This is a genomic window from Pantoea sp. RCC30.1, from assembly GCF_058148845.1.
The window spans coordinates 44,471-66,782 of record NZ_JBXUHX010000023.1; the positions used below are offsets into that span (position 1 = coordinate 44,471).

22 protein-coding genes are annotated in these 22,312 nt (G+C 56.0%); 6 read left to right on the forward strand and 16 right to left on the reverse strand.

Translation table 11 applies throughout. The features are described 5' to 3' along the window. Nucleotides 1-17 precede the first annotated feature (17 nt). The 6 genes from AC2LB6_RS18110 to AC2LB6_RS18135 all read right to left on the reverse strand — a co-directional run bounded on the left by AC2LB6_RS18110 (nt 18) and on the right by AC2LB6_RS18135 (nt 6,997). Nucleotides 18-1,157, reverse strand: coding sequence for a glycerate kinase (locus AC2LB6_RS18110; protein ID WP_490094542.1), 1,140 nt, complete (start codon nt 1,155-1,157; stop codon nt 18-20). 73 nt (nt 1,158-1,230) lie between these two features. Then, the gene (gene garR / locus AC2LB6_RS18115) at nt 1,231-2,115 is read right to left on the reverse strand and encodes a 2-hydroxy-3-oxopropionate reductase (RefSeq protein ID WP_161732815.1); all 885 of its coding nucleotides are present in this window, start codon (nt 2,113-2,115) and stop codon (nt 1,231-1,233) included. Nucleotides 2,116-2,134: 19 nt separating this feature from the next. Then, on the reverse strand, nt 2,135-2,905 hold the full coding sequence (gene garL / locus AC2LB6_RS18120) for a 2-dehydro-3-deoxyglucarate aldolase (RefSeq protein WP_490094543.1): 771 nt from the start codon (nt 2,903-2,905) through the stop codon (nt 2,135-2,137). A gap of 45 nt (nt 2,906-2,950) precedes the next feature. Then, nucleotides 2,951-4,282, reverse strand: a complete 1,332-nt coding sequence (gene gudD, locus AC2LB6_RS18125; protein WP_490094544.1) for a glucarate dehydratase — start codon at nt 4,280-4,282, stop codon at nt 2,951-2,953. A 10-nt stretch (nt 4,283-4,292) separates the two neighbouring features. Beyond that, nucleotides 4,293-5,639 (reverse strand): enolase C-terminal domain-like protein, encoded by a 1,347-nt coding sequence (locus AC2LB6_RS18130; protein WP_490094545.1) that lies wholly within the window; start codon nt 5,637-5,639, stop codon nt 4,293-4,295. Next, the gene (locus AC2LB6_RS18135) at nt 5,636-6,997 is read right to left on the reverse strand and encodes an MFS transporter (protein ID WP_187508600.1); all 1,362 of its coding nucleotides are present in this window, start codon (nt 6,995-6,997) and stop codon (nt 5,636-5,638) included. The genes AC2LB6_RS18130 and AC2LB6_RS18135 overlap by 4 nt, the downstream gene beginning before the upstream one ends. 573 nt (nt 6,998-7,570) lie before the next feature. Between AC2LB6_RS18135 and garD the strand changes: the two genes are divergently transcribed. Next, nucleotides 7,571-9,130, forward strand: coding sequence for a galactarate dehydratase (garD, locus tag AC2LB6_RS18140; protein ID WP_490094546.1), 1,560 nt, complete (start codon nt 7,571-7,573; stop codon nt 9,128-9,130). Nucleotides 9,131-9,197: 67 nt separating this feature from the next. Here the strand turns inward: garD and AC2LB6_RS18145 are convergent, their stop codons facing one another. From AC2LB6_RS18145 to syd, 4 genes are all read right to left on the reverse strand, one after another. Then, a complete protein-coding gene (locus tag AC2LB6_RS18145; RefSeq protein ID WP_490094547.1) occupies nt 9,198-9,644 on the reverse strand; it encodes a flavodoxin in 447 nt (148 codons plus the stop codon). 12 nt (nt 9,645-9,656) lie between these two features. Further along, a complete protein-coding gene (truC, locus tag AC2LB6_RS18150) occupies nt 9,657-10,436 on the reverse strand; it encodes a tRNA pseudouridine(65) synthase TruC (RefSeq protein WP_490094548.1) in 780 nt (259 codons plus the stop codon). Next, a complete protein-coding gene (locus AC2LB6_RS18155; protein WP_490094549.1) occupies nt 10,436-10,765 on the reverse strand; it encodes a YqcC family protein in 330 nt (109 codons plus the stop codon). Before AC2LB6_RS18155 ends, truC begins: the two co-directional genes overlap by 1 nt. Nucleotides 10,766-11,352: 587 nt before the next feature. Further along, nucleotides 11,353-11,901: a SecY-interacting protein gene (gene syd, locus AC2LB6_RS18160; RefSeq protein ID WP_490094550.1), complete on the reverse strand. Its 549-nt coding sequence runs from the start codon at nt 11,899-11,901 to the stop codon at nt 11,353-11,355. A gap of 62 nt (nt 11,902-11,963) precedes the next feature. Here syd and queF point away from each other — a divergent pair, with 62 nt between their 5' ends. The 3 genes from queF (at nt 11,964) to xni (ending at nt 15,133) form a co-directional block, all read left to right on the forward strand. After that, nucleotides 11,964-12,809, forward strand: a complete 846-nt coding sequence (gene queF / locus AC2LB6_RS18165; RefSeq protein WP_490094551.1) for an NADPH-dependent 7-cyano-7-deazaguanine reductase QueF — start codon at nt 11,964-11,966, stop codon at nt 12,807-12,809. A 169-nt stretch (nt 12,810-12,978) separates the two neighbouring features. Next, nucleotides 12,979-14,343, forward strand: a complete 1,365-nt coding sequence (ppnN, locus tag AC2LB6_RS18170) for a nucleotide 5'-monophosphate nucleosidase PpnN (RefSeq protein ID WP_010672144.1) — start codon at nt 12,979-12,981, stop codon at nt 14,341-14,343. A gap of 34 nt (nt 14,344-14,377) precedes the next feature. Next, a complete protein-coding gene (gene xni / locus AC2LB6_RS18175) occupies nt 14,378-15,133 on the forward strand; it encodes a flap endonuclease Xni (protein ID WP_419140232.1) in 756 nt (251 codons plus the stop codon). Between the two features lie 24 nt (nt 15,134-15,157). On the opposite strand, the gene rlmM is transcribed toward xni, so the two are convergent. The 4 genes from rlmM to AC2LB6_RS18195 all read right to left on the reverse strand — a co-directional run bounded on the left by rlmM (nt 15,158) and on the right by AC2LB6_RS18195 (nt 18,173). Continuing rightward, a complete protein-coding gene (rlmM, locus tag AC2LB6_RS18180) occupies nt 15,158-16,258 on the reverse strand; it encodes a 23S rRNA (cytidine(2498)-2'-O)-methyltransferase RlmM (RefSeq protein ID WP_490094552.1) in 1,101 nt (366 codons plus the stop codon). After that, the gene (locus AC2LB6_RS18185) at nt 16,251-16,646 is read right to left on the reverse strand and encodes a DUF423 domain-containing protein (RefSeq protein WP_013358901.1); all 396 of its coding nucleotides are present in this window, start codon (nt 16,644-16,646) and stop codon (nt 16,251-16,253) included. Before AC2LB6_RS18185 ends, rlmM begins: the two co-directional genes overlap by 8 nt. Nucleotides 16,647-16,696: 50 nt before the next feature. Beyond that, complete coding sequence (locus tag AC2LB6_RS18190; protein WP_136198173.1) at nt 16,697-17,614, reverse strand: transcriptional regulator GcvA; 918 nt, start codon at nt 17,612-17,614, stop codon at nt 16,697-16,699. A 334-nt stretch (nt 17,615-17,948) separates the two neighbouring features. Next, nucleotides 17,949-18,173, reverse strand: a complete 225-nt coding sequence (locus tag AC2LB6_RS18195) for a YgdI/YgdR family lipoprotein (protein ID WP_090965769.1) — start codon at nt 18,171-18,173, stop codon at nt 17,949-17,951. A gap of 209 nt (nt 18,174-18,382) precedes the next feature. On the opposite strand from AC2LB6_RS18195, the gene csdA reads away from it, so the two are divergent. Next, a complete protein-coding gene (gene csdA, locus AC2LB6_RS18200) occupies nt 18,383-19,591 on the forward strand; it encodes a cysteine desulfurase CsdA (protein WP_490094553.1) in 1,209 nt (402 codons plus the stop codon). A 2-nt stretch (nt 19,592-19,593) separates the two neighbouring features. Beyond that, nucleotides 19,594-20,049 carry a cysteine desulfurase sulfur acceptor subunit CsdE gene (csdE, locus tag AC2LB6_RS18205; RefSeq protein ID WP_490094554.1) on the forward strand — a complete coding sequence of 152 codons (456 nt, stop codon included), beginning with the start codon at nt 19,594-19,596 and terminating at the stop codon, nt 20,047-20,049. On the opposite strand, the gene tcdA is transcribed toward csdE, so the two are convergent. Both tcdA and mltA read right to left on the reverse strand, forming a co-directional pair. Beyond that, nucleotides 20,028-20,840, reverse strand: coding sequence for a tRNA cyclic N6-threonylcarbamoyladenosine(37) synthase TcdA (gene tcdA / locus AC2LB6_RS18210; protein WP_490094555.1), 813 nt, complete (start codon nt 20,838-20,840; stop codon nt 20,028-20,030). The two genes, csdE and tcdA, sit on opposite strands and share 22 nt — an antisense overlap. Nucleotides 20,841-20,888: 48 nt before the next feature. After that, nucleotides 20,889-22,037, reverse strand: a complete 1,149-nt coding sequence (gene mltA, locus AC2LB6_RS18215; protein WP_490094556.1) for a murein transglycosylase A — start codon at nt 22,035-22,037, stop codon at nt 20,889-20,891. Nucleotides 22,038-22,312 lie beyond the last annotated feature (275 nt).

Sequence of the window (22,312 nt, forward strand, 5' to 3'; positions counted from 1 at the left end):
CAGGGTAAGGCTAAAGGTCAGTGAAACCCGGCAAGTTTTAAGGTAGCGGCCACATTACGCGCCGTCATCTCAACATTCTTTCCGGCACTGGCGAGCGCCTCATCCAGAGAACAAATGCTGTAGAGCACGCTGAATACCGCATCGATTCCATGCTGATGCACCACGCCGACATCCGCCGTCAGGCTTCCGGCAATGCCGATCACCGGCTTGTTAAAACGTTTTGCCACGCTGGCAACACCAATCGGCACCTTGCCGTTGATACTCTGGCTGTCGATGCGCCCTTCACCGGTAATCACCAGGTCAGCATCTTTCACCTCATCAGCCAGCCCCAGCGCCTCCGTGACAATCTCAATACCGCGCCGCAGTTCCGCCTGACAGAAGGCGTGCAGCGCCGCACCCATACCGCCCGCAGCACCGCCGCCTGGAATATGCAGCACATCGATATCGAGATCGCGGTGAATTATCGCGGCGTAATGGGTCAGCGCCTGATCAAGCTGCTGCACCAGCGCCGGCGTCGCCCCTTTCTGCGGACCGAAAATGGCCGATGCGCCCTCTTTGCCGGTCAGCGGATTGGTGACGTCACAGGCCACTTCAATACGGCACTGATGAATGCGGGCATCAAGCGCGTCAATATCAATGCTGGCGAGGTCTGGAAGCGCGCCGCCACCGTGACCAATCTCGTTGCCCCGGGCGTCCAGCAGCCGGGCACCCAGCGCCTGCATCATCCCGGCACCGCCATCATTGGTGGCGCTGCCGCCGATACCAATGATGATGTGGCCGACGCCCTTATCCAGCGCATGTCTGATCAACTCGCCGGTGCCGAATGAGGTCGTGATCAGCGGATCACGTTGTGAAGCAGGCACCCTCTCCAGTCCACTGGCCGCTGCCATTTCGATATAGGCAGTGGACTCATCGCCGGACAGGCCATAAAAGGCGTCGACCTGCGTGCCCAGCGGCCCGGTCACCTTCAGCCTGACGATTTTTCCCTTCGTCGCCGCTACCATCGCTTCTACCGTGCCTTCGCCGCCGTCGGCGACCGGTATTTTCACGTAATGCGCATCGGGGAAGATGTCACGGAAACCCGCTTCAATCGCCGATGCCACATCCAGGGCGGATAAACTCTCTTTATATGAATCCGGTGCGATTACGATTTTCATAGGCAATCCGAGCGCAGTTAATTTATTAAAACGGCTCTGAACCCGTCCGGTTTCGGGAGACCGGCACCGGGTTTTAGCGGGCGATCTCAACCTTCGCTAACTTCTCATAATAGCAGGCCAGCGCGCTGTGGTCGGCGTTACCCTGTCCGTCATTGCGCAGCGCCTGCATCATCTCCATCACCGCCGCCGTCAGCGGCAGATGCGCGCCGATGCTGTGCGAGGTATCCAGCGCATTCGCCAGATCTTTGATATGCAGGTCAATTCGGAAGCCCGGCTTGAAGTTGCGATCCATCACCATCGGCGCTTTGGCATCCAGTACCGTGCTGCCAGCCAGGCCGCCACGAATGGCCTGATAAACCAGATCCGGATTCACACCCGCTTTGGTTGCCAGCGATAACGCTTCAGACATCGCCGCAATGTTCAGTGCAACAATCACCTGGTTAGCCAGTTTGGTCACGTTGCCTGCGCCGATGTCGCCGGTATGCACCACCGATCCCGCCATCGATTTCATAATGTCGTAACAGGAATCGAACACGGCTTTATCACCGCCGACCATCACGGAGAGCGTTCCTTCAATCGCTTTTGGCTCGCCACCACTGACCGGCGCATCGAGCATTTTTATCTGCTTTTCTGCCAGCGCATCATGTACTTCACGGCTCGCCAGCGGTGCAATCGAACTCATGTCGATGACCACCAGGCCTGGCTTCGCCCCTTCGATGATGCCGTTTTTCCCCAGGCAGACGTCGATGACCTGCGGCGAGTTCGGCACCATGGTAATCACCACATCGCACTGCTCAGCCACCTCTTTTGGCGTTTTCGCCACGGTCGCGCCCAGTTTAGCCAGTTCCGCTTCGTTTTCGGTGTTATTGTCGCGTACCACCAGCGAATAACCGGCTTTCACCAGATTTTTACTCATGGGTTTGCCCATGATGCCCAGGCCGATGAATCCAATTTTCATTGCGTTTCCCCTTAATTGATTAGCGCTTAAATTTGTCGCATAACGCCTGCGAGGCGTTGCGGAACATCCCGACATCGCTGCCGACGGCCACAAAGGTGGCGCCCCACTCCAGATAGCGACGCGCGTCCGCTTCCACCGGCGCCAGAATGCCGCTCGGCTTACCGGCAGCTTTGGCACGTTCAAAAATGTGTTTAATCACTTTCAGCACTTCAGGATGCGCAGGCTGGCCGAGATAGCCCAGCGCAGCGGAAAGATCTCCCGGTCCGACAAAAATACCATCCACGCCGTCCACCGCTGCGATGGCGTCAATATTGTCGACCGCCTGCTGGGTTTCGATCTGCACCAGCACCGTGATGTTGTCATTGATAGTGCTGTTGTAATCCGGCAGGGTGCCGTACATGTTGCTGCGGTGCGACACAGAAACGCCGCGGATCCCTGCTGGCGGATAGCGGGTTGAGGCGACCGCCCGCAGGGCTTCCTCTTCGGTCTCGACAAACGGCACCAGGAAATTGTTAAACCCGATATCCAGCAGACGCTTGATGATCACCGGCTCGTTGCAGGGCGGACGCACCACAGGCGCACTGTGGCTGCCTTTCAGCGCCATCAGCTGCGGCACAAACGTCGTGATATCGTTGGGCGCGTGCTCTCCATCCAGGACCAGCCAGTCAAAACCGGCCAGCCCCAGGATTTCAGTAGAGACTGGACTGGCCAGCGCGCACCAGCTGCCAATCAGAGTGTCGCCCGCTAACAGGCGACGACGAAATCCATTCGGCCAGGCTGCATTACTCATGGTTGAACTCCTGTAACGATGGCTCCGCACGGGGAGCCGAAAAGGTTAACGAACCAGGCACGGGCGCTTATTGTCGAACGTCCATCCCGGCACTAAAAACTGCATCGCTTCGGCATCGTCACGCGCGCCCAGTCCCTGCTTCTGATAGAGCACATTGGCCTGCATCACCTGATCCATATCCAGCTCTACGCCGAGACCCGGTTTCTGCGGCACCTGCACCATGCCACCCTTGATCTGGAACGGCTCTTTAGTCAGGCGCTGATTGCCCTCCTGCCAGATCCAGTGGGTATCAATGGCGGTAATCGCGCCCGGTGCGGCAGCGGCAACGTGAGTGAACATCGCCAGCGAAATGTCGAAGTGGTTATTGGAGTGCGAGCCCCAGGTCAGGCCAAAGTCGTGACACATCTGCGCCACGCGCACTGAACCCTGCATGGTCCAGAAGTGTGGGTCAGCCAGCGGAATGTCCACCGACTGCAGCGACAGGGTATGCCCCATCTGCCGCCAGTCGGTGGCGATCATATTGGTAGCGGTAGGCATGCCGGTGGCGCGTCGGAACTCGGCCATCACTTCGCGGCCTGAGTAGCCCTGCTCTGCTCCACAAGGATCTTCTGCGTAGGCCAGCACATCTTTGAGCTGTTTGCCGAGCATGATCGCCTCATTGAGCGACCAGGCCCCGTTAGGATCGAGCGTGATACGGGCTTCAGGAAAACGTTTTGCCAGCGCAGTAACCGCTTCAGCCTCTTCACCGCCGCGCAGCACGCCACCTTTGAGTTTGAAATCGTTGAAGCCATATTTCTCATAGGCCGCTTCCGCCAGACGCACCACGGCATCAGGGGTAAGCGCTTCTTCATGACGCAGGCGATACCAGTCGCATGGATCGTTCTGCTGGTTGTGATAAGGGAGCGACGTTTTATTGCGGTCACCGATGTAGAACAGGTAGCCGAGCATCTCAACGCGGTCGCGCTGCTGCCCGTCGCCCAGCAGCGAGGCGACGTTAACCCCCAGGTGCTGGCCCAACAGATCAAGCAGCGCCGCTTCAATGCCGGTCACCACATGGATCGTGGTGCGCAGATCAAACGTCTGGCTACCGCGCCCGTTCGCATCGCGGTCCGCAAAGGTGGTGCGCACCAGGCTGAGGGTATTTTTGTACTCACCCAGCGTTTTACCGATCACCAGTGAGGCGGCATCTTCCAGCGTCTGGCGGATTTTCTCGCCGCCCGGAATTTCGCCGACGCCGGTGTGTCCGGCGTTATCTTTGATAATCACAATATTGCGGGTAAAGAATGGCGAATGAGCGCCGCTGAGGTTCAGCAGCATGCTGTCGTAGCCTGCGACCGGGATAACCTGCATGGCGGTCACTTTCGGTGTTGAACTCATCTCCTGCTCCTTATGCTGTTGCCCGGCCAAATGCCGGACGCTTGCGATCAAAAGTCCAGCCGGGGACCAGATACTGCATCGCTGTGGCGTCGTTACGCGCACCGGCGGGCAGTGACTGATAAAGCTGATGGGCTTTGTTTACCTGCTCCCAGTCGAGCTCAATGCCCAGGCCAGGCGCATCCGGTACGGCAATTTTCCCGTTGCGGATTTGCAGCGGATTTTTGGTCAGGCGCTGATCGCCCTCCTGCCAGATCCAGTGGGTATCAATCGCGGTAGGATTGCCTGGCGCCGCTGCACCAACATGGGTGAACATCGCCAGTGAAATATCAAAGTGGTTATTGGAGTGGCAGCCCCAGGTGAGTCCCCACTCATCGCACAGCTGTGCAACCCGCACGGCCCCGCTCAGCGTCCAGAAGTGAGGATCCGCCAGCGGAATATCGACCGCATTGACCATTACTGCATGATTCATCTCGCGCCAGTTGGTGGCGATCATATTTGTGGCGACGGGCAAGCCAGTTGCGCGCCGGAACTCGGCCATCACCTCACGCCCGGAATAGCCCTGCTCTGCGCCGCATGGATCTTCAGCGTAGCTCAGCACATCCTTCATCCCTTTACACAGCGTTATCGCCTCATCCAGCAGCCAGGCCCCATTGGGATCGACCGTGATGCGGGCGTCGGGAAAGCGCTGCTTCAGGGCTGTCGCCGTGGCGATCTCCTGCTCGCCGGGGAGCACGCCACCTTTGAGCTTGAAATCTTTAAAGCCGTACTTATCCTGTGCCGCCTCAGCCAGCCGCACCACGGCATCGCTAGTCAGCGCTTCCTGATGACGCAGGTGATACCAGTCATGGCTGGCTTGATCACCACTCAGATAAGGGAGGTCGGTTTTGCGACGGTCGCCGAGATAGAACAGATAGCCCAGCACCGTGACTTCATCGCGCTGTTTGCCCGGCCCCAACAGTTCAGCCACCGGTACGCCCAGGCACTGTCCCAGAAGATCGAGCAGTGCCGCTTCAAGCGCAGCCACCGCATTGACCCGCAGTTCAAAGGTCCAGGCGCCGTTACCAAAGGTAGTGAAGTCAGCCGACTGATTCCCCTTGTGCACCTGCTGCACCAGACGGTTCATTCGGGCAATCTGCTGGCCTTTCACCTGCGGGATCGCCTCTACCAGCGTCTGATAGATGGTGTCGCCGCCGGGGGCTTCACCGACGCCGGTGTGACCGGCGCTGTCGGTGAGAACCACAATGTTGCGGGTAAAGCAGGCGTTGTGCGCACCGCCAATATTGAGCAGCATGCTGTCATAACCGGCGACCGGAATAACCTGCATCTCAGTAATCACGGGCGAACTTTGTGTATTCATAATGCGTCCTTACCGGGCCAGGTTTTCAGTTCGACACGTTTGATATCGCCAGCAATGACCAGGAAACTAAATGCCGCGACAAAGGCATGAATGCCGACATAGACCAGCGCGCCTTCAAAGGATCCGCTGGTGGCAATGATGTAGCCGATGGCGATAGGGGTCACGATGCCAGAGAAGTTACCGAACATGTTGAATAAGCCGCCGCTCAGACCACTGATCTCTTTCGGCGCGGTATCCGCCATTACCGCCCAGCCCAGCGCACCGATGCCTTTACCAAAGAACGCCAGTGCCATAAAGAACACCACCACCCATTCGGTATCCGTGTAGTTACACATCACCATCGAAATGGAGAGCAGCATGCCGAGTACGATAGGCGTTTTACGTGCGATATTGAGCGAGCCGGTTTTACGCATCAGCCAGTCAGAAATCACCCCGCCCAGTACGCCGCCGAGGAAGCCGCACACTGCCGGAATCGAAGCAATAAAGCCCGCTTTGAGAATCGACATGCCGCGCGCCTGCACCAGATAGACCGGGAACCAGGTAATAAAGAAGTAGGTTAAGGCGTTAACACAATATTGACCGAGGTAGATGCCCAGCATCATGCGTGACGTCAGTAGCTGTTTGATCTGGAACCACTTCTCGCTCCAGCTCACTTTGCGGCTATCCTTTTTCACATCCATGTTGATCAGCGCGCCACCCTGCTCCATGTACTCCAGTTCAGCCTTGTTCACGCCAGGGTGATCGGTAGGATCGTGGATGACTTTCAGCCAGATGAAACTGAGGATGATGCCCAGGCCGCCCATGAACCAGAATACGTGCGCCCAGCCCACAGAAGAGACCAGCCAGCCCATAATGGGTGCGAAGATGACGGTGGCGAAGTATTGCGCCGAGTTGAAGATCGCTACCGCCGTGCCGCGCTCCTGCGCCGGGAACCAGGCAGCCACAATGCGGCTGTTGCCCGGGAAGGAAGGTGCTTCGGCCAGACCGACCAGGAAACGCAGAATAAACAGTGACATGATGATGCCGAAGCCGCTGAATAGATCGACGAACCCTTGCAGGAAGGTAAACAGCGACCAGGTAAAGATACTCCAGAAGTAGACGCGTTTTGAGCCGAAGCGATCGAGCAGCCAGCCGCCCGGAATCTGACCAATAACGTACGCCCATGAGAAGGCAGAGAAGATATAGCCCAGTCCGACCGAATCAAGGCCGATATCTTTGGACATCGCCGAACCGGCAATCGAAATGGTTGCACGGTCGCCGTAGTTGAATGAGGTGACGATAAATAACATCACCACAATCCAGTAACGGGCATTGGTGCGTTTCTGCACCGTTTCCGCTGTCTGGCTGAAACTATTCATGATGCACTCCTGAAATATAGCGTGAGCTACATTCGCTCTGACTGCATACACATCGCGTTGGGTATCAGAGAGAAGTTGGGTTAAACACGGCGATCTTGTTGTTTTGGCAAACCTTTATTTATTCATCCGGCTGCAGTCAGAAGCGGCAGTGATGCGCCTCTTCAACCTCTGCGGATGAGTAATACGTCGTGACAGATAACCTGACTTTGGCTAACGGAACTCAGTATAAGAACAGCCTTTGGTGAGCACATTGGCGCATCGCCCTGGAATAACCGATTTATAGAAGTGAATGTATGGCGGATGCACAAAACCCTGCGGTGTGGCTCACGAAAGTGGCAAATACCCGGTCGAAATCTGCCCTGAATAACGCTTCTACCCGCTGTTTGTGAGGCTCTTCACTTGCTTTTGGATAATCGACTCAAAACAGCCGGTTGAATTAACTTAATGGTGGTCATTTGCACAATGCGCCCCTTGACCCGCCTCCCTATACTGAAGCTGGCAAACAAGCGTGTGACAGGTCAGAACATTACAGCGTGCCGCACAAGTACGGTACGACAGACAGGAAGGTGAGCGATGAACCCCAAAACAGATGAACAACCGCTCTATATCAAAGTCCATGAGCACGACAACGTGGCGATTGTGGTCAACAATCTGGGTCTGCCAGCCGGCACGCAGTTTGCGGATGGCCTGACACTCACAGAGCATGTGCCGCAGGGCCACAAAGTGGCGCTGAGCGCGATTAATCAGGGTGCAGAGATCGTGCGTTATGGCGAAGTCATAGGCTATGCATTACGGGATATTGCCCAGGGTAGCTGGATTGATGAGTCTCTTGTCGCGCTGCCGGAGGCCCCTCCGCTGGAGAGTCTGCCGTTAGCCACGCAGGTTCCGCCTGATTTGCCGCCGTTGGACGGTTACACCTTTGAGGGTTACCGCAATGCGGATGGCAGCGTGGGTACGCGTAATCTCCTCGGCATCACCACCAGCGTCCACTGCGTAGCGGGTGTGGTGGATCATGTCGTGCAGATCATTGAACGGGATCTACTGCCGCGCTATCCGAATGTCGATGGCGTGGTCGCCCTTAACCATCTTTATGGCTGCGGCGTGGCGATCAACGCACCGGCTGCAGTCGTGCCAATTCGCACTATTCATAACCTGGCGCTGAATGCCAATTTTGGCGGCGAAGTGATGATCGTCAGTCTGGGTTGTGAAAAGTTGCAGCCGGAACGTTTGCTGACCGGCACACCTGACGTACAGGCGATTTCGCTGGACGATCATGACATCGTGCGTTTGCAGGATGAAAAGCTGGTGGGTTTCGGTGCAATGGTGAATGAGATTCTGCAGGTGGCGGAACGTCATCTCCAGCGGCTCAATCAGCGCCAGCGTGAAACCTGCTCCGCGGCAGAACTGATTGTCGGCATGCAGTGTGGTGGCAGCGATGCGTTCTCGGGCGTGACGGCGAATCCGGCAGTGGGCTTCGCCTCTGATCTGCTGGTGCGCTGCGGCGCTACCGTGATGTTCTCGGAAGTGACAGAAGTGCGTGATGCCATTCACCTGCTGACACCACGGGTGATTAATCAGGAAGTTGGTAAGCGCTTACTGGAGGAGATGGCCTGGTATGACAATTACCTCGACCAGGGCCAGACCGATCGCAGCGCTAATCCGTCGCCGGGCAATAAAAAAGGCGGGCTGGCAAATGTGGTGGAAAAAGCACTTGGGTCGATCGCCAAATCGGGCCGCAGCGCCATTGTCGAAGTGCTCTCGCCCGGTCAGCGGCCTACGCTGCGTGGATTGATTTATGCGGCGACGCCCGCCAGCGATTTTGTCTGCGGTACGCAGCAGCTGGCGTCGGGTATTACTCTGCAGGTGTTCACTACCGGGCGCGGCACACCTTACGGTCTGGCCGCAATTCCAGTGATCAAGATGGCGACGCGCAATGCGCTGGCAGAGCGCTGGCACGATCTGATGGACATCAATGCCGGAACGATTGCGACGGGTGAAGAGAGTATTGAGCAGGTGGGATGGCGACTGTTTGAGTTGATTCTGGACATTGCCAGCGGCAGGAAGCAGACCTGGTCCGATCGCTGGGGTATCCGTAATCAGCTGGCGGTGTTTAACCCGGCACCTGTCACCTGATATCGCGGGACATGCACGCCAGGCTTATCCTGATGCTGCTAAGGCAGAGATAAGCCTGGCGTCGCTATCAGAGCTGCGCGCCCCAGGCTTCAACCCACGGAGAAGTCACCGCTTCCGGCTCAGGATTTTCAGTGGCATCAACCAGTAATACCTCACCGACCCGCTGCGCGCCCTGCTCCTGCAGCAGCGCATCAAAGGTTTTACCCGCGCCACAGAAATGGTCATAACTGCTGTCACCCAATGCAATCACGCCGTAGCGCAGCGCGGGCTGATGACCCAGCTTATCTTTAATCGCATGGAACAGACCTGAAATCGTGTCGGGGAAATCGCCCTGCCCTGTGGTTGACGTGACGATTAACGCCACATCGCTGGCATAATTCTGCCAGTCAGCCAGCGTCGGATCATCAAATACGGTGACGCTGTGTCCCTGCTGTTGCAGTAACGGCTCCGCTTCTTCCGCCACCAGCAGTGCATTGCCGTATACCGTACCCACAAAAATGCCAATCTTTGCCATCTGCTTTCTCCCTTATTCTGAAACGTTATCCTGTCCTGGCGCTGCGTCAAACTCAACCCGCGGCACCTCAGGAATCTGATCCTGCCAGCCAAACTGATTCATCAGGTTCTGCCAGACGCCATCCAGTCCGGCGCGAATCAGCAAAGGTTCACCGGTCACCGGATGGGTCAATGCCAGGCTGCTGGCGTGCAGCATCAATCGGTTAGCGCCGAAATGTTCGGCGGCTCCCCGGTTCTGACGCAGGTCACCGTGCGCGGAATCACCAATAATCGGATGACGCAGGTGTGACATATGGCGACGCAGCTGATGCTTGCGACCGGTTTTAGGGGCCATTTCAACCAGGCTGTAACGCGACGTGGGATAACGACCAATGCCGACCGGCATCTCAACGGTGGCCAGTGACTGATAATCGGTAACCGCAGGCTGTGCAGTGCGAGCTTCAGTGGCGTGCTTGTCAGCAATTTTATCCAGCTCTTCAACCAGCGGATAGTCGAGCGTCCCGCTGCTCTCCAGCCAGCCGCGTACCACGGCGTGGTAGGTTTTCTGCATCTGGTGCTGTTCAAACTGCAGGGAAAGCAGACGTCCGACTTCACTTGAAAGCCCCATCAGCAGCACGCCTGAAGTAGGCTTGTCCAGCCGATGCGCGGTAAAAACATGCTGTCCGATCTGATCACGAACGGTCTGCATCACAAACACCGTTTCATGGCGATCCAGCCAGCTGCGATGAACCAGCCAGCCGCTGGGTTTGTTGACGGCAACCAGCCACTCATCCTGATAGAGTATCTCCAGCATCAGTGGGCAGCATCCTTGATCAACGTATCCAGCTGACGCAGGGTCAGCAACAGCGGCGCAATACCCGGCTGGTCAGGCACCAGCACCACCTCATAATAGGGGGCAACGGCAAAGTTTTGCGGTAACGGATGTCGGGCCGCAATCAGGGCATGCATCCGCGGGACTAACACCCACTGGAGCCACTGCAGCGGCTCCAGCGTATCCAGGCAAAAGGGTTCACGGCTCTCGAGCGCCCCCTCGGCCGGCGGGGTACTCTGCCAGAGATGGTGCTCACGCATCACCGCTTCCAGTTGCTCCAGCCGTTGCGTAATCAATTGTTCAGGCGTCATGCGCCACCTCCAGCGAGCAGTCAAAAATGGGCGGCAAGCATATCACTTGTTGGCACAGGCACAAAAAAAGGGAGCACTGTATAAACAGTGCTCCCGGTTCGTTTGCAGCCATCCTGCTACGTTTATGCTCCCTGCTCTTCCATGACAACTTGTCCAGTGCGAACTCCTGTCGCGCATCGTCCTGATGTATCCTTAGCGTCCTGGCCCACCACCTCTTCTGAGGGGTTCTCATTCTCCACCCTGGAGGTGTCCCTTACTCAATCCTGAGCGATCCTGTTTCGTCCTGAAACCTTCCGTGTGCCGTAAGCTCCGTTACGTTCCTGCCTCATGGCTTATCATCATCCTGACGATATCTGTTTCCTGAGCGTCCTGCAGTGCGAAACATTTTGACAGAACTCGTTATGCGCACAAGGTACTCACAGCAGAACTTTACGAAATGTGCTGCGTAAATTCAGATAAACGCCATTAAGTTGATGATTCACAATATTTTTACATCCCAGCCTTCCGGATGTCTCACCTGTTATATGGCGATCTCTCACAGCAGATGTAAGAGATGTCTCACAAGGCCGGCAGTCAATCACTGCAACTCAGATGATAACCGGTTGTAATGACTTAAGAAATATCTCAAGTGTTTCCACTAATATCACACGCTGTTTACCACCGGGCTGCTCCAGAATCACTTCGCCATTGAGATTAGAAAGCGAGATAATCTCTTGTTCTGACTCGGTGGTGGCGATAAACAGCGTAGGCGACTGTTTCAGGCGGCGCTGCATTACCAGATGCCCAATCAGATTCTCCTGTAACCGCAGGAAATCCTCTTCACTCCACACCTGCAACAGAGTCAGCTGATTCTCACCAAAACGGGCCTGCATATCCCCGGCAAACTGTGTGGTATAGAAATCCGTGATCGACGGCTGGAGCTGGATGTCGATTGCCCGCTCAATCGCATCCAGCGTCGGGGGCAGACTAAACGGCTGCGGCTGCCAGACGACCCGCTGATCGCGATCCTCCAGGGCACAGGGAGACGCGACGCCAAAGAGATCGCTGCTGGCCGGCCCATGCCCTGCCTGCTGAAGCCAGTGCTGGCAGTATCGGGAGGTAAAGTCGCGCAACGCGGCGGCAGTTTGCTGCATCATTCATATTCTCACTTCTGATGGGTTACACTTAGCCACTTTGATAAATTTTGGTGGTAACTGCAATGACTACTCACGAACAGGATCAGGCACTCAGCAACCTGACGCTGGGCAAACCCACAGCCTATCACGATCAGTATGACAACAGCTTACTGCAGTCGGTGCCACGCAGTCTGAACCGTGAACCGCTTGGTCTGTTTCCCGACAGCCTGCCCTTTACCGGCAGCGATATCTGGACCCTGTATGAACTCTCGTGGCTCAACAGCAAAGGTTTGCCTCAGGTTGCCGTCGGCGAAGTGGTGCTGGACGCGCAGAGCCGCAATCTTATCGAGTCGAAAAGCTTCAAGCTTTACCTGAACAGCTTCAACCAGACCCGCTTTGCTGACTGGGGCGAGGTTCGTCAGACGCTGGAGCGGGATCTGAGTGCTTGTGCAGAAGGTGAAGCCCGGGTCGCGCTGTTCCGTCTCAATGAGATAGAAGGTCAGCCCATCGGTCATTTTGAGGGGAGCTGCATTGATGAGCAGGATATCGCCATCGAGGATTACCGCTTCAATGCTGATTATCTGGCGGATGCTACAGGCAGCGAAATCGTACAGGAGACGCTGGTCAGCCACCTGCTCAAGTCAAACTGCCTGATTACCAATCAGCCTGACTGGGGCTCGGTAATGATCCGCTACAAAGGCCCGCGTATCGACCGTGAAGCGCTGCTGCGCTATCTGGTCTCATTCCGCCAGCACAATGAATTTCACGAACAGTGCGTCGAGCGCATCTTTAATGATGTGATGCGTTTTTGCCATCCGGAAGCGCTGACGGTTTATGCGCGCTATACCCGTCGTGGCGGGCTGGATATCAACCCGTGGCGCACCAACGTGCCCTTCTCACCCGGTTTTTCACGGCTGGTTCGTCAGTAGTTTGCGAGACTTCTCGCAGGCTGCGTGCAGGAAGCGTAGTTCCGCTTGAGCTGTGCGGGCCGACAAGGCTACTCTGGTGATGGCGGCTACCTGTGGGTTGCCGACCAGGGATTTTCGTCACTGCCGTTGCAGTGCCAACACGCACCCAGGCGGGTGTAAAGGAGTTCATTTGATTACCCATATCAGCCCTCTTGGCTCAATGGATCTGCTTTCACAGCTGGAAGTCGATATGCTCAAGCGCACAGCCAGCAGCGACCTCTACCAGCTGTTTCGCAACTGTTCTCTTGCCGTGCTTAACTCCGGCAGCCAGACTGACAGCAGCCAGGAGCTGCTCTCCCGCTTTGAAAATTTCGACATCAATGTGTTGCGCCGTGAGCGCGGCGTCAAACTGGAGCTGATCAATCCACCGGAAGAGGCGTTTGTGGATGGCCGCATCATCCGTTCACTGCAGGCTAACCTGTTTGCGGTGCTGCGTGACATCCTGTTTGTCAGCGGTCAGCTCAACATGCCGGGTCGGTTCACTGCGGCTGAAGAAAATGACTCCGCCACGATCACCAACACCGTGTTTTCCATTCTGCGTAACGCGCGGGCACTGCACATCGGCGAGTATCCCAACACCGTAGTGTGCTGGGGCGGTCACTCGATCAACGCCGTTGAGTACCAGTATTGCCGCAATGTCGGTACTCAGCTTGGACTGCGTGAGCTGAACATCTGTACCGGCTGCGGACCTGGCGTGATGGAAGCGCCAATGAAAGGGGCCGCAGTAGGCCATGCTCAGCAGCGCTATCGTGACAGCCGTTTTATCGGCCTGACCGAACCTTCCATTATTGCGGCTGAACCGCCGAATCCGCTGGTGAATGAATTGATCATCATGCCGGACATCGAAAAACGTCTGGAAGCTTTTGTGCGCATCGCCCATGGCATCATCATTTTCCCGGGCGGCGTAGGGACCGCAGAAGAGTTGCTCTATCTGCTGGGCATCCTGATGAATCCGCAGAACAGCGATCAGGTATTACCGCTGATCCTGACCGGGCCGGAAGAGAGCGCCGACTACTTCCGCGTGCTTGATGATTTCATTGTTAACACGCTGGGTGAACAGGCGCGTAAGCATTATCAGATCATCATCAACGATGCAGCCGAAGTGGCGCGTCTGATGAAGAAAGCGATGCCGCAGGTAAAAGAAAATCGTCGCGAAACCGGCGATGCTTACAGCTTTAACTGGTCTATTCGCATTGAACCCGATCTGCAGGTGCCGTTCCTGCCAACCCATGAAAATATGGCGAATCTCAATCTTTACACCAATCAGCCACCCGAAAAGCTGGCTGCTGACCTGCGCCGCGCCTTCTCAGGCATCGTAGCCGGTAACGTCAAAGAGATGGGCATCCGAGAAATCCGTGAGAAGGGACGCTACAAACTGCATGGCGACCCCGACATCATGCACCGCATGGATGAGCTGCTACAGGGATTCGTTGCCCAGCAACGCATGAAACTGCCAGGCACCGCCTACATCCCCTGCTACGAAATTATCAAATAAACCAGGAGGCAGCCCCCGGGCTGCCCATACTCTCATGGCTCTTCATCTTGTTATTGTTGACGCGTTGAATCTGATTCGTCGTCTGCATGCGGTACAAGGCTCACCCTGTGTCGAAGGCTGTGTGGCTGCGCTGCGACAGGTACTGGGTCACGCCCATCCGACCCACGCTGTGGCGGTATTTGATGGCGAAGCGCGTCATCAGGGCTGGCGTCATCAGCTGCTTCCCGACTATAAAAGCGGTCGCCCGCCGATGCCAGACGATTTACAGGCAGAGATGCCGGCGTTACAGGAGGCTTTTCGCGCCGCAGGCGTAAGCTGCTGGATAGCGGGCGAGGATGAGGCGGATGATTTAGCGGCGACGCTGGCGGTGAAAATGGCTCAGGCTGGACATCAGGCCACCATTGTTTCCACTGACAAAGGTTACTGTCAGCTACTGGCACCCGAGATCCGTATCCGTGACTACTTTCAGAAACGCTGGCTCGATCTGCCCTTTATCGAAGCTGAGTTTGGCGTGGCGCCACAGCTGTTACCCGACTACTGGGGATTGTGCGGCATCAGCAGCAGTAAAATTCCGGGCATCACCGGCATCGGTCCGAAAAGTGCGAAACAGCTGCTGACAGAGTTTCACACGCTCGAAGGGATCTATCAGCAACTGGATAAGGTGCCAGCTAAATGGCAGGAAAAGCTCGCTGAAGGCCAACAGATGGCTGAGATCAGCCGTCAGGTAGCCACGCTGAAGCGGGATCTGGTGTTGCAGGGAAATCTGAACACGCTGCGTTATACCGGCTGAGTGCAGTTGCACTCAGTCCGGCGATTAACGTTCGTCGCGACGGCCACCCGTTGCTGCCCACATACGGCGCACATGAACCGTCACCTCTTCGCGGTCATGATAGAGCTGGCGGGCGCGAATCTGCACGTTAATGCCATTCTCATCAAAGCGCTCCTGCATCATTGCCAGATTCTGCGTGACCTCTTCATAACGCTTTTTCATCGGCAATTTGAGGTTGAAGATCGCTTCACGACACCAGCCGTTAACCAGCCAGTCGGTCATCAGGTTAGCCACACGAACCGGCTTCTCCACCATGTCACACACCAGCCAGCTGATGTTGGTACGTGGCGGACGGAATTTAAATCCATCGGCTTTCTCGTGCATCACCTGGCCGGTATCCATCAGGCTCGGGGCCATCGGTCCGTTGTCCACTGCATAAACCATCATGCTGCGCTGGACCAGCTGATAGGTCCAGCCGCCCGGACAGGCACCGAGATCCACGGCGTACATGCCGCTGGCTAAACGCTCATCCCACTCATCCGCAGGGATAAAGACGTGGAACGCCTCTTCCAGCTTAAGCGTGGAACGGCTTGGCGCATCGGAAGGAAACTTAAGCCGTGGAATACCCATGTAAAACGGCGAGCTGTTTTCCCTGATCGAATAGCCGACATAGCAGGTGCCAGGTGCGATGAAAAACACATGCACGACCGGGCGTTTCGGATTTTCATAATTCAGCAGAATCTTGCCTGCACGCAGCGCTGAACGCAGCGGCACAGTGAACTTGCGGCAGAATTTGGTCAGCTCTTTGGCTTCGTTGGTGTCAGGTACTTCAACACGCAGTTCGCCGCCCTTCTCCACCACGCCGGTCAGCATGCCGACGATCGGGGTAATGCGATCTTCCTGCGGCAGGTCACGCAGCATTTCGCCGACGACCAGCATCTGCCGGGCAAAAATCAGCTCGTCAAACGGCAGTTCACGCGCCAGACGCTCAGCATCTTCAAACTGATAGCACTCGAACAGCACGTAGCCGGAGTCATCTTTAACCCGTGGAAAGCCGAAGATTTCACGTTCCGCCGCTTTAGCACTGATTTCTGCCGCACACTCTTTTTCAAAACCGGGACGACAATAGAGTAAAACTTTATTCATGGCGTTCTGCCTTTCGTTTAAGACGCAGCGCGCCAATCAACATCAATACCCAACCAGCGAGGAAACAGATCCCGCCCACTGGTGTGATAAAAACCCAAAACTTCAGATGTGACAGCGCCAGACAATAGAGGCTGCCACTAAATAACACGGTGCCGAGCGCCATCAGCGCACTGCTCCAGTAAAACCAGATATTGGCGCGGCGCAACATCGCGGCACCCAGCCCCATCACCGCTAAGGTGTGATAAGCCTGATATTCCAGCCCGGTATGAATCCAGGCCATTTCAGCAGCACCAAGCGACTGACTCAAAACGTGGGCACCAAATGCGCCAAAAGCCACCAGCAGAAATCCGCTGATAGCCGCAAAAACAAACATGGCACGACTGGACATTAACCGATCCTCAGGGTGCTTTTGCATCTGAATGCAAATAAATCAATAGGTTACTGTTGATAGCGGAAGCGGAATTTTTCTTGTTCGGTTGCCGCTTTTTCCAGGATCCACTGTCGGAAGGCGGCTATTTTACCCAGTTCTGCCTGACTGTCATGACAAACCAGATAAAAAGCGTTTTTACTGACTAATACGTCATTAAACGGGCAGATTAATCGTCCGGCTTCTATTTCACTCTGCGCCATGACGTTATTCGCCAGCGCCACGCCCTGACCATGAATCGCCGCCTGCAAAACCATGGCGCTGTGGCTGAAGATCGGCCCCTGCTGCACATTGATATGTTGCAGGCCCAGTTGGCGGATATACGATTGCCACTCCCGGCGGGAAGCATCATGCAGCAGGGTAAAACGCGAGAGATCCATCGGCGTTTTCAGCGGATTCTCTCCGGTCATCAATGATGGCGAACAGACCGGCAGCAGATATTCGGCATAGAGTTTTTCAACCCGCAGTCCGGGCCAGTTGCCCCGTCCGTAGAAAATCGCCACATCAACATCATCTGCCAGTTTCTCTTCGTCGCGGTCAACAGCCTGGATGCGCACGTCGATTCCCGGATAAGCCATATTAAAGCTGGAGAGACGAGGAACCAGCCACTGAATGGCAAAGCTGGGCAGTAAACTGACCGTCAGCGCCCCCTTGGCACTGCGCGCCTGCAGTTTGCGGGTCGCTTCGTTGATCGCTGAAAAAATCTCTTTGATGTCGAGATAGTAGCTTTGTCCTTCTTCGGTCAGTAACAGCGAACGATTCCTCCGGCGAAACAGCTTTAACCCCAGAAAATCCTCCAGAGATTTTATCTGATGGCTTACAGCAGCCTGGGTGACAAACAGCTCTTCAGCGGCCTTGGTAAAGCTTAAATGGCGCGCAGCTGCATCAAAAACCCGCAGTGCGTTGAGAGGAGGAAGGCGTTTCGACATGATTTTCCGTATCCGGATCGGCAAAAAATACGCAGACTTATACAAAGCGTTTACGTATTAGAATTTTTAATCCGAGGCATTATAATTTGTCCGTTGAGGAACCTCCAGCAAATACCTATAGTTGCCGCACTTCCTGAGCCGGAACGAAAAGTTTTTAGAATTGTGAGTGAGTTCGCAGATTTTCTGAAAGCTTTTGGCTTGTGGTCGTGATGTTGTGTTTGCAATTTTTGATCCGACGATTGCGGATCGAACTCTTAATTCCTGTAGATTTACCCTGTCTGTCCATAGTGATTTTTAAATAGCACCGCTGATTGCGGTGCTTTTTTTTTGCTTATTACTTGCCAGACTCGACCATTTCTTTGACATCAGAGCGGTTGATTTGCTGCTCATTGCCATTCGCATCTTTATAGCTGATCATGCCGGTATCATTATCGACTTTAGGCTTGCCGGCAGCGACAATGGTGCGTCCATCATTGGTATGCATCACGTAATTGCTTGAACAGGCAGTCAGGGTGAAAGCCAGCGTACACATGGCCAGTACTGCGGTAAGTTTTTTCATCTGCTATCTCCTTGTAGATTGATTGCATCAAACCACCCGCGTTACGCTAACCCGAGGCAGCCGATAAGTGAGTTCGACTAGTAAACGACCCCTGGTTATGCGGGTTTGGTTCAAACCTTGCAATATTCAGCATAACGCGCTTTTCCAGCTTTGCCAGACGCAGACCATTCTTTCAGTTTGGTCCTAATTTTTCTTATCATGGACCAGGCATGACCGCATTTAATCCCACCGCATTTCGCCAGCAGTTTCCCGCGCTCGCCGACGCCGGCGTTTATCTCGACAGCGCCGCAACCACGCTGAAGCCGCAGGCTGTCATTGACAGCACGCAGCAGTTTTACAGCCTGAGCGCGGGTACGGTACATCGCAGCCAGTTTGCCGCCGCCCAGGCTTTAACTCATCGCTATGAACAGGCGCGCAATCAGGTTGCCCGCTGGCTCAACGCCGCTGACGATCATGAGATTGTCTGGACGCGCGGCACCACTGAAGCGATAAACCTGGTGGCGAACAGCTGGCTGCGCCCGCGCCTGCAACCCGGCGATGAGATTGTGGTCAGCGAGGCTGAACACCACGCTAACCTGGTGCCCTGGCTGATGGCCGCCCAGGCATGCGGTGCCCGCGTCGTAAAATGGCCGTTGGGGCCGGACCGTCTGCCGGATATCAGCCTGTTACCTGCCCTGCTCAACAGCCGCACCCGCCTGCTGGCTGTCGGTCAGATGTCGAATGTCACCGGCGGGTGTCCCGATCTCGCTCAGGCGATTCCGCTGGCGCACGCCGTGGGCGCGAAAGTGATGGTCGATGGCGCGCAGGGCGTGGTGCACTGCCCGCCTGACGTACAGGCGCTGGATATCGACTTTTACGCCTTTTCCGGCCATAAGATTTACGGCCCGATGGGCATTGGCGCGTTATATGGTAAAGCGGAACTGCTGGAGGCGATGGATCCCTGGCAGGGCGGCGGTAAAATGATCACGGATGTCGATTTCAGTGGTTTCACGCCGCAACCGGTACCGTGGCGCTTTGAGGCCGGCACCCCGAATGTGGCGGGCGTGGTGGGCCTGAGTGCAGCACTGAGCTGGCTGGCGCAGTACGATCTGCCCGCTGCAGAGCGCTGGAGTCAGCAGCTTGCCTCGCTGGCGGAAGAGCAGCTGGCAGAACTGCCCGGCTTTCGCAGCTTCCGCTGTGGCAACGCCAGCCTGCTGGCTTTTGAATTTGCTGACCTGCATCACAGCGATCTGGTGACGCTGCTGGCAGAGCAGGGAATCGCCCTGCGCGCTGGCCAGCACTGCGCGCAGCCGTTGCTGACGGCATTGGCCGTCAGCGGCACGCTGCGAGCCTCTTTTGCACCCTATAATAATCTGCAGGATGTTGATGCGCTGGTGCGCGCCATGAAGAGCGCCATCTCGCTGTTATCGGAGTTTTGATTATGTATTCATCGCTGTTAGCGCCGCACCCGTTTGGCGAACAGATTACCGTTGCCAGCCTGAAGGAGAGCTTTGGCCGCTTTCATCAGTGGGAAGATCGTTATCGTCAGCTGATCCAGCTGAGCCGCCAGTTGCCTGCCTTGCCGGAGGAATTGAAAACAGCGGAGATTGAACTCAGCGGGTGTGAAAATCGGGTCTGGCTGGGCAGCCAGTCGGGTGAGGATGGCACGCTGCATTTCTATGGTGATAGTGAAGGACGGATTGTGCGCGGCCTGCTTGCCGTGCTGCTGACCGCCGTTGAGGGCCAGACGCCACAACAGCTGCTGGCCACCGATCCCTTAACCCTGTTTGATGAACTCGGCCTGCGCGCCCAGCTCAGTGCCTCCCGCAGCAGCGGCCTTCAGGCGCTGGCCGCCGCAGTAGAGCACGCCGCGCGTCAGGCGCTAACGGCGTCCTGACGGGCCGCTCGTGCCAGAAACTTCTTCAGCGCATGCGAGACGGCAACAAAGCCGAAGGTGGCGGTCACCATGGTGGCCGCGCCAAAGCCGGATGTGCAATCCATTCTCTTCGGCCCCTCTGCCGTGCTGCGTGAAGCACAGACACTGCCATCTGCCTGTGGATAGACCAGCGCTTCGGTGGAAAAAACGCAGTCGATGCCGAGTTTGCCTTTGCTGTTTTTCACCACACCCAGACTTTTCAGCCGTTCGCGCAGCTTCGCCGCCAGCGGATCCTGGATGGTTTTCGCCAGGTCGGCCACCTGAATCTGGGTCGGATCAATCTGCCCGCCCGCCCCACCCGTGGTGATCAACGGGATCTTATTCCGGCGACACCAGGCGAGCAGCGCTGCTTTAGGCCGCACGCTGTCGATAGCGTCGATCACATAGTCAAAACCGGCAGACATCAGTTCGGCGGTGTTCTCGGGCGTAATAAAGTCATCAATGCAGATCACTTCGCAGTCAGGATTGATCGCACGTAGCCGATCTGCCATCACATCCGTTTTGGCTTTACCGACATTGCCCTGCAGCGCATGAAGCTGTCGGTTGGTGTTGGTGATACAGACATCATCCATATCAATCAGGGTGATTTTACCAATCCCGGTGCGCGCTAATGCTTCCGCCGCCCAGGAGCCGACGCCGCCAATACCGATGACGCAGAAGTGTGCGTCAGCAAAACGTTGCAACGCATCCTGGCCATAGAGACGCGCTGTGCCACCAAAGCGCTGATGCCAGGCGTCGTTTAACACTTTCATAATTGAACCTGTTACGTCGTGCGGGCCCGAGGGCCCGCAGAGAAGAAATTAGTTAGCGCCGAGAAGCAGTGAACCATTATTACCGTTTTGCGCACTGGAGAACAGCGGCTGTCCGGCCCCCGGTGCGGCTTTGATCACCCAGACGCGGCCATAGTGATTATAGAAGCCCGCCAGATGTGCGGCGTCCGGGCCGATACCCTGATAAATATCAAAATGCTGCCCTTTAATCGCGCCACCCACGTCGAGCGCCACCATCAGGCGCATCTCATATTTGCCGTTGAATTTGCCCTTCTCATTTAACTGCGGCACTTCCGCCAGCAGTACGGTGCCCGCCGGAATTATTGAGCGGTCAGAGGCAACGGAAGCTTTCGCCACCAGCGGAACGGCGCTGGCACCTCGTACCGGCGTAAACGGCTCAGCTTTAAAGAAGACGAATGACGGGTTGGTTTCCAGCAGCGCACGCACCTCCTGCGGTGAGTGCTCCTGCGCCCACTGGCGAATTGCCTGCATCGACATATCTTCGCGTTTCACTTCGCCGCGATCGATCAGCTCTTTACCAATACTGTGATAACCCCAGCCATTTTTACCGGCGTAACCAAAGAAGGTCATCGGGCGGCCATCGCCAAAGTCGACATAACCACTGCCCTGCACATCCATCATGAAATTATCAATCAGCGAGTTGCTGTAGGCAATGACGTAGCGGTCATCGAGTCCACCACTATAGATAGAGGCGCGGCTCGGTAATTTTTCACCGCGTTTACGCGGCGGCATGCGGTAGATCGGATACTGGAACTCACCCTGACGGGTGTAACGCGCTTCGACTACCGGCGTGTAGTAACCCGTGAACTGCACGTTACCGTAGTTATCCGTGCCCTCCATCTGCCAGGCGTTGAGGCCATACTGACGAAGCTGTCGGGTATCGGCTCCCGCCATCAGCCAGCTTTCAATCGCGCTGTAGGTGCTGTTCTGACGACTATATAGAGCAGATGAGGCGGATTGAATCTGACGCACCTGATCGCCAAAATCTTTGCCATTAACCGGCGCGCCTTTGGCATTAGGCTGATTCACCAGCGCCAGCGGCTGTTCCAGTTTTCCATCTTTATATTGCTGACCGCGATCGGTCGGTTTAGAGCTACAGGCCGCCAGCAGCGTAATTAACGCGCCAGTGAGTGCATACTTCACCCAATGTGATTTCATTATCTTCTCTTTTTATAACTGTTCGCCCGGCGACGATAGCAAAGCCCCCGACAGAATGAAATGCATCCGCTTTGACCTGACGCATATCAGTTCAATAATTAACCAGATGGTCGAATCCTTCAGCAACTGGCTGTTAATTTGGCGTTTATCTTCAAAAAGGGGTTGCATGAATTAGCGCGGAGAGTATAGTGCGCTTCCACGGACGCGGGGTGGAGCAGCCTGGTAGCTCGTCGGGCTCATAACCCGAAGGTCGTCGGTTCAAATCCGGCCCCCGC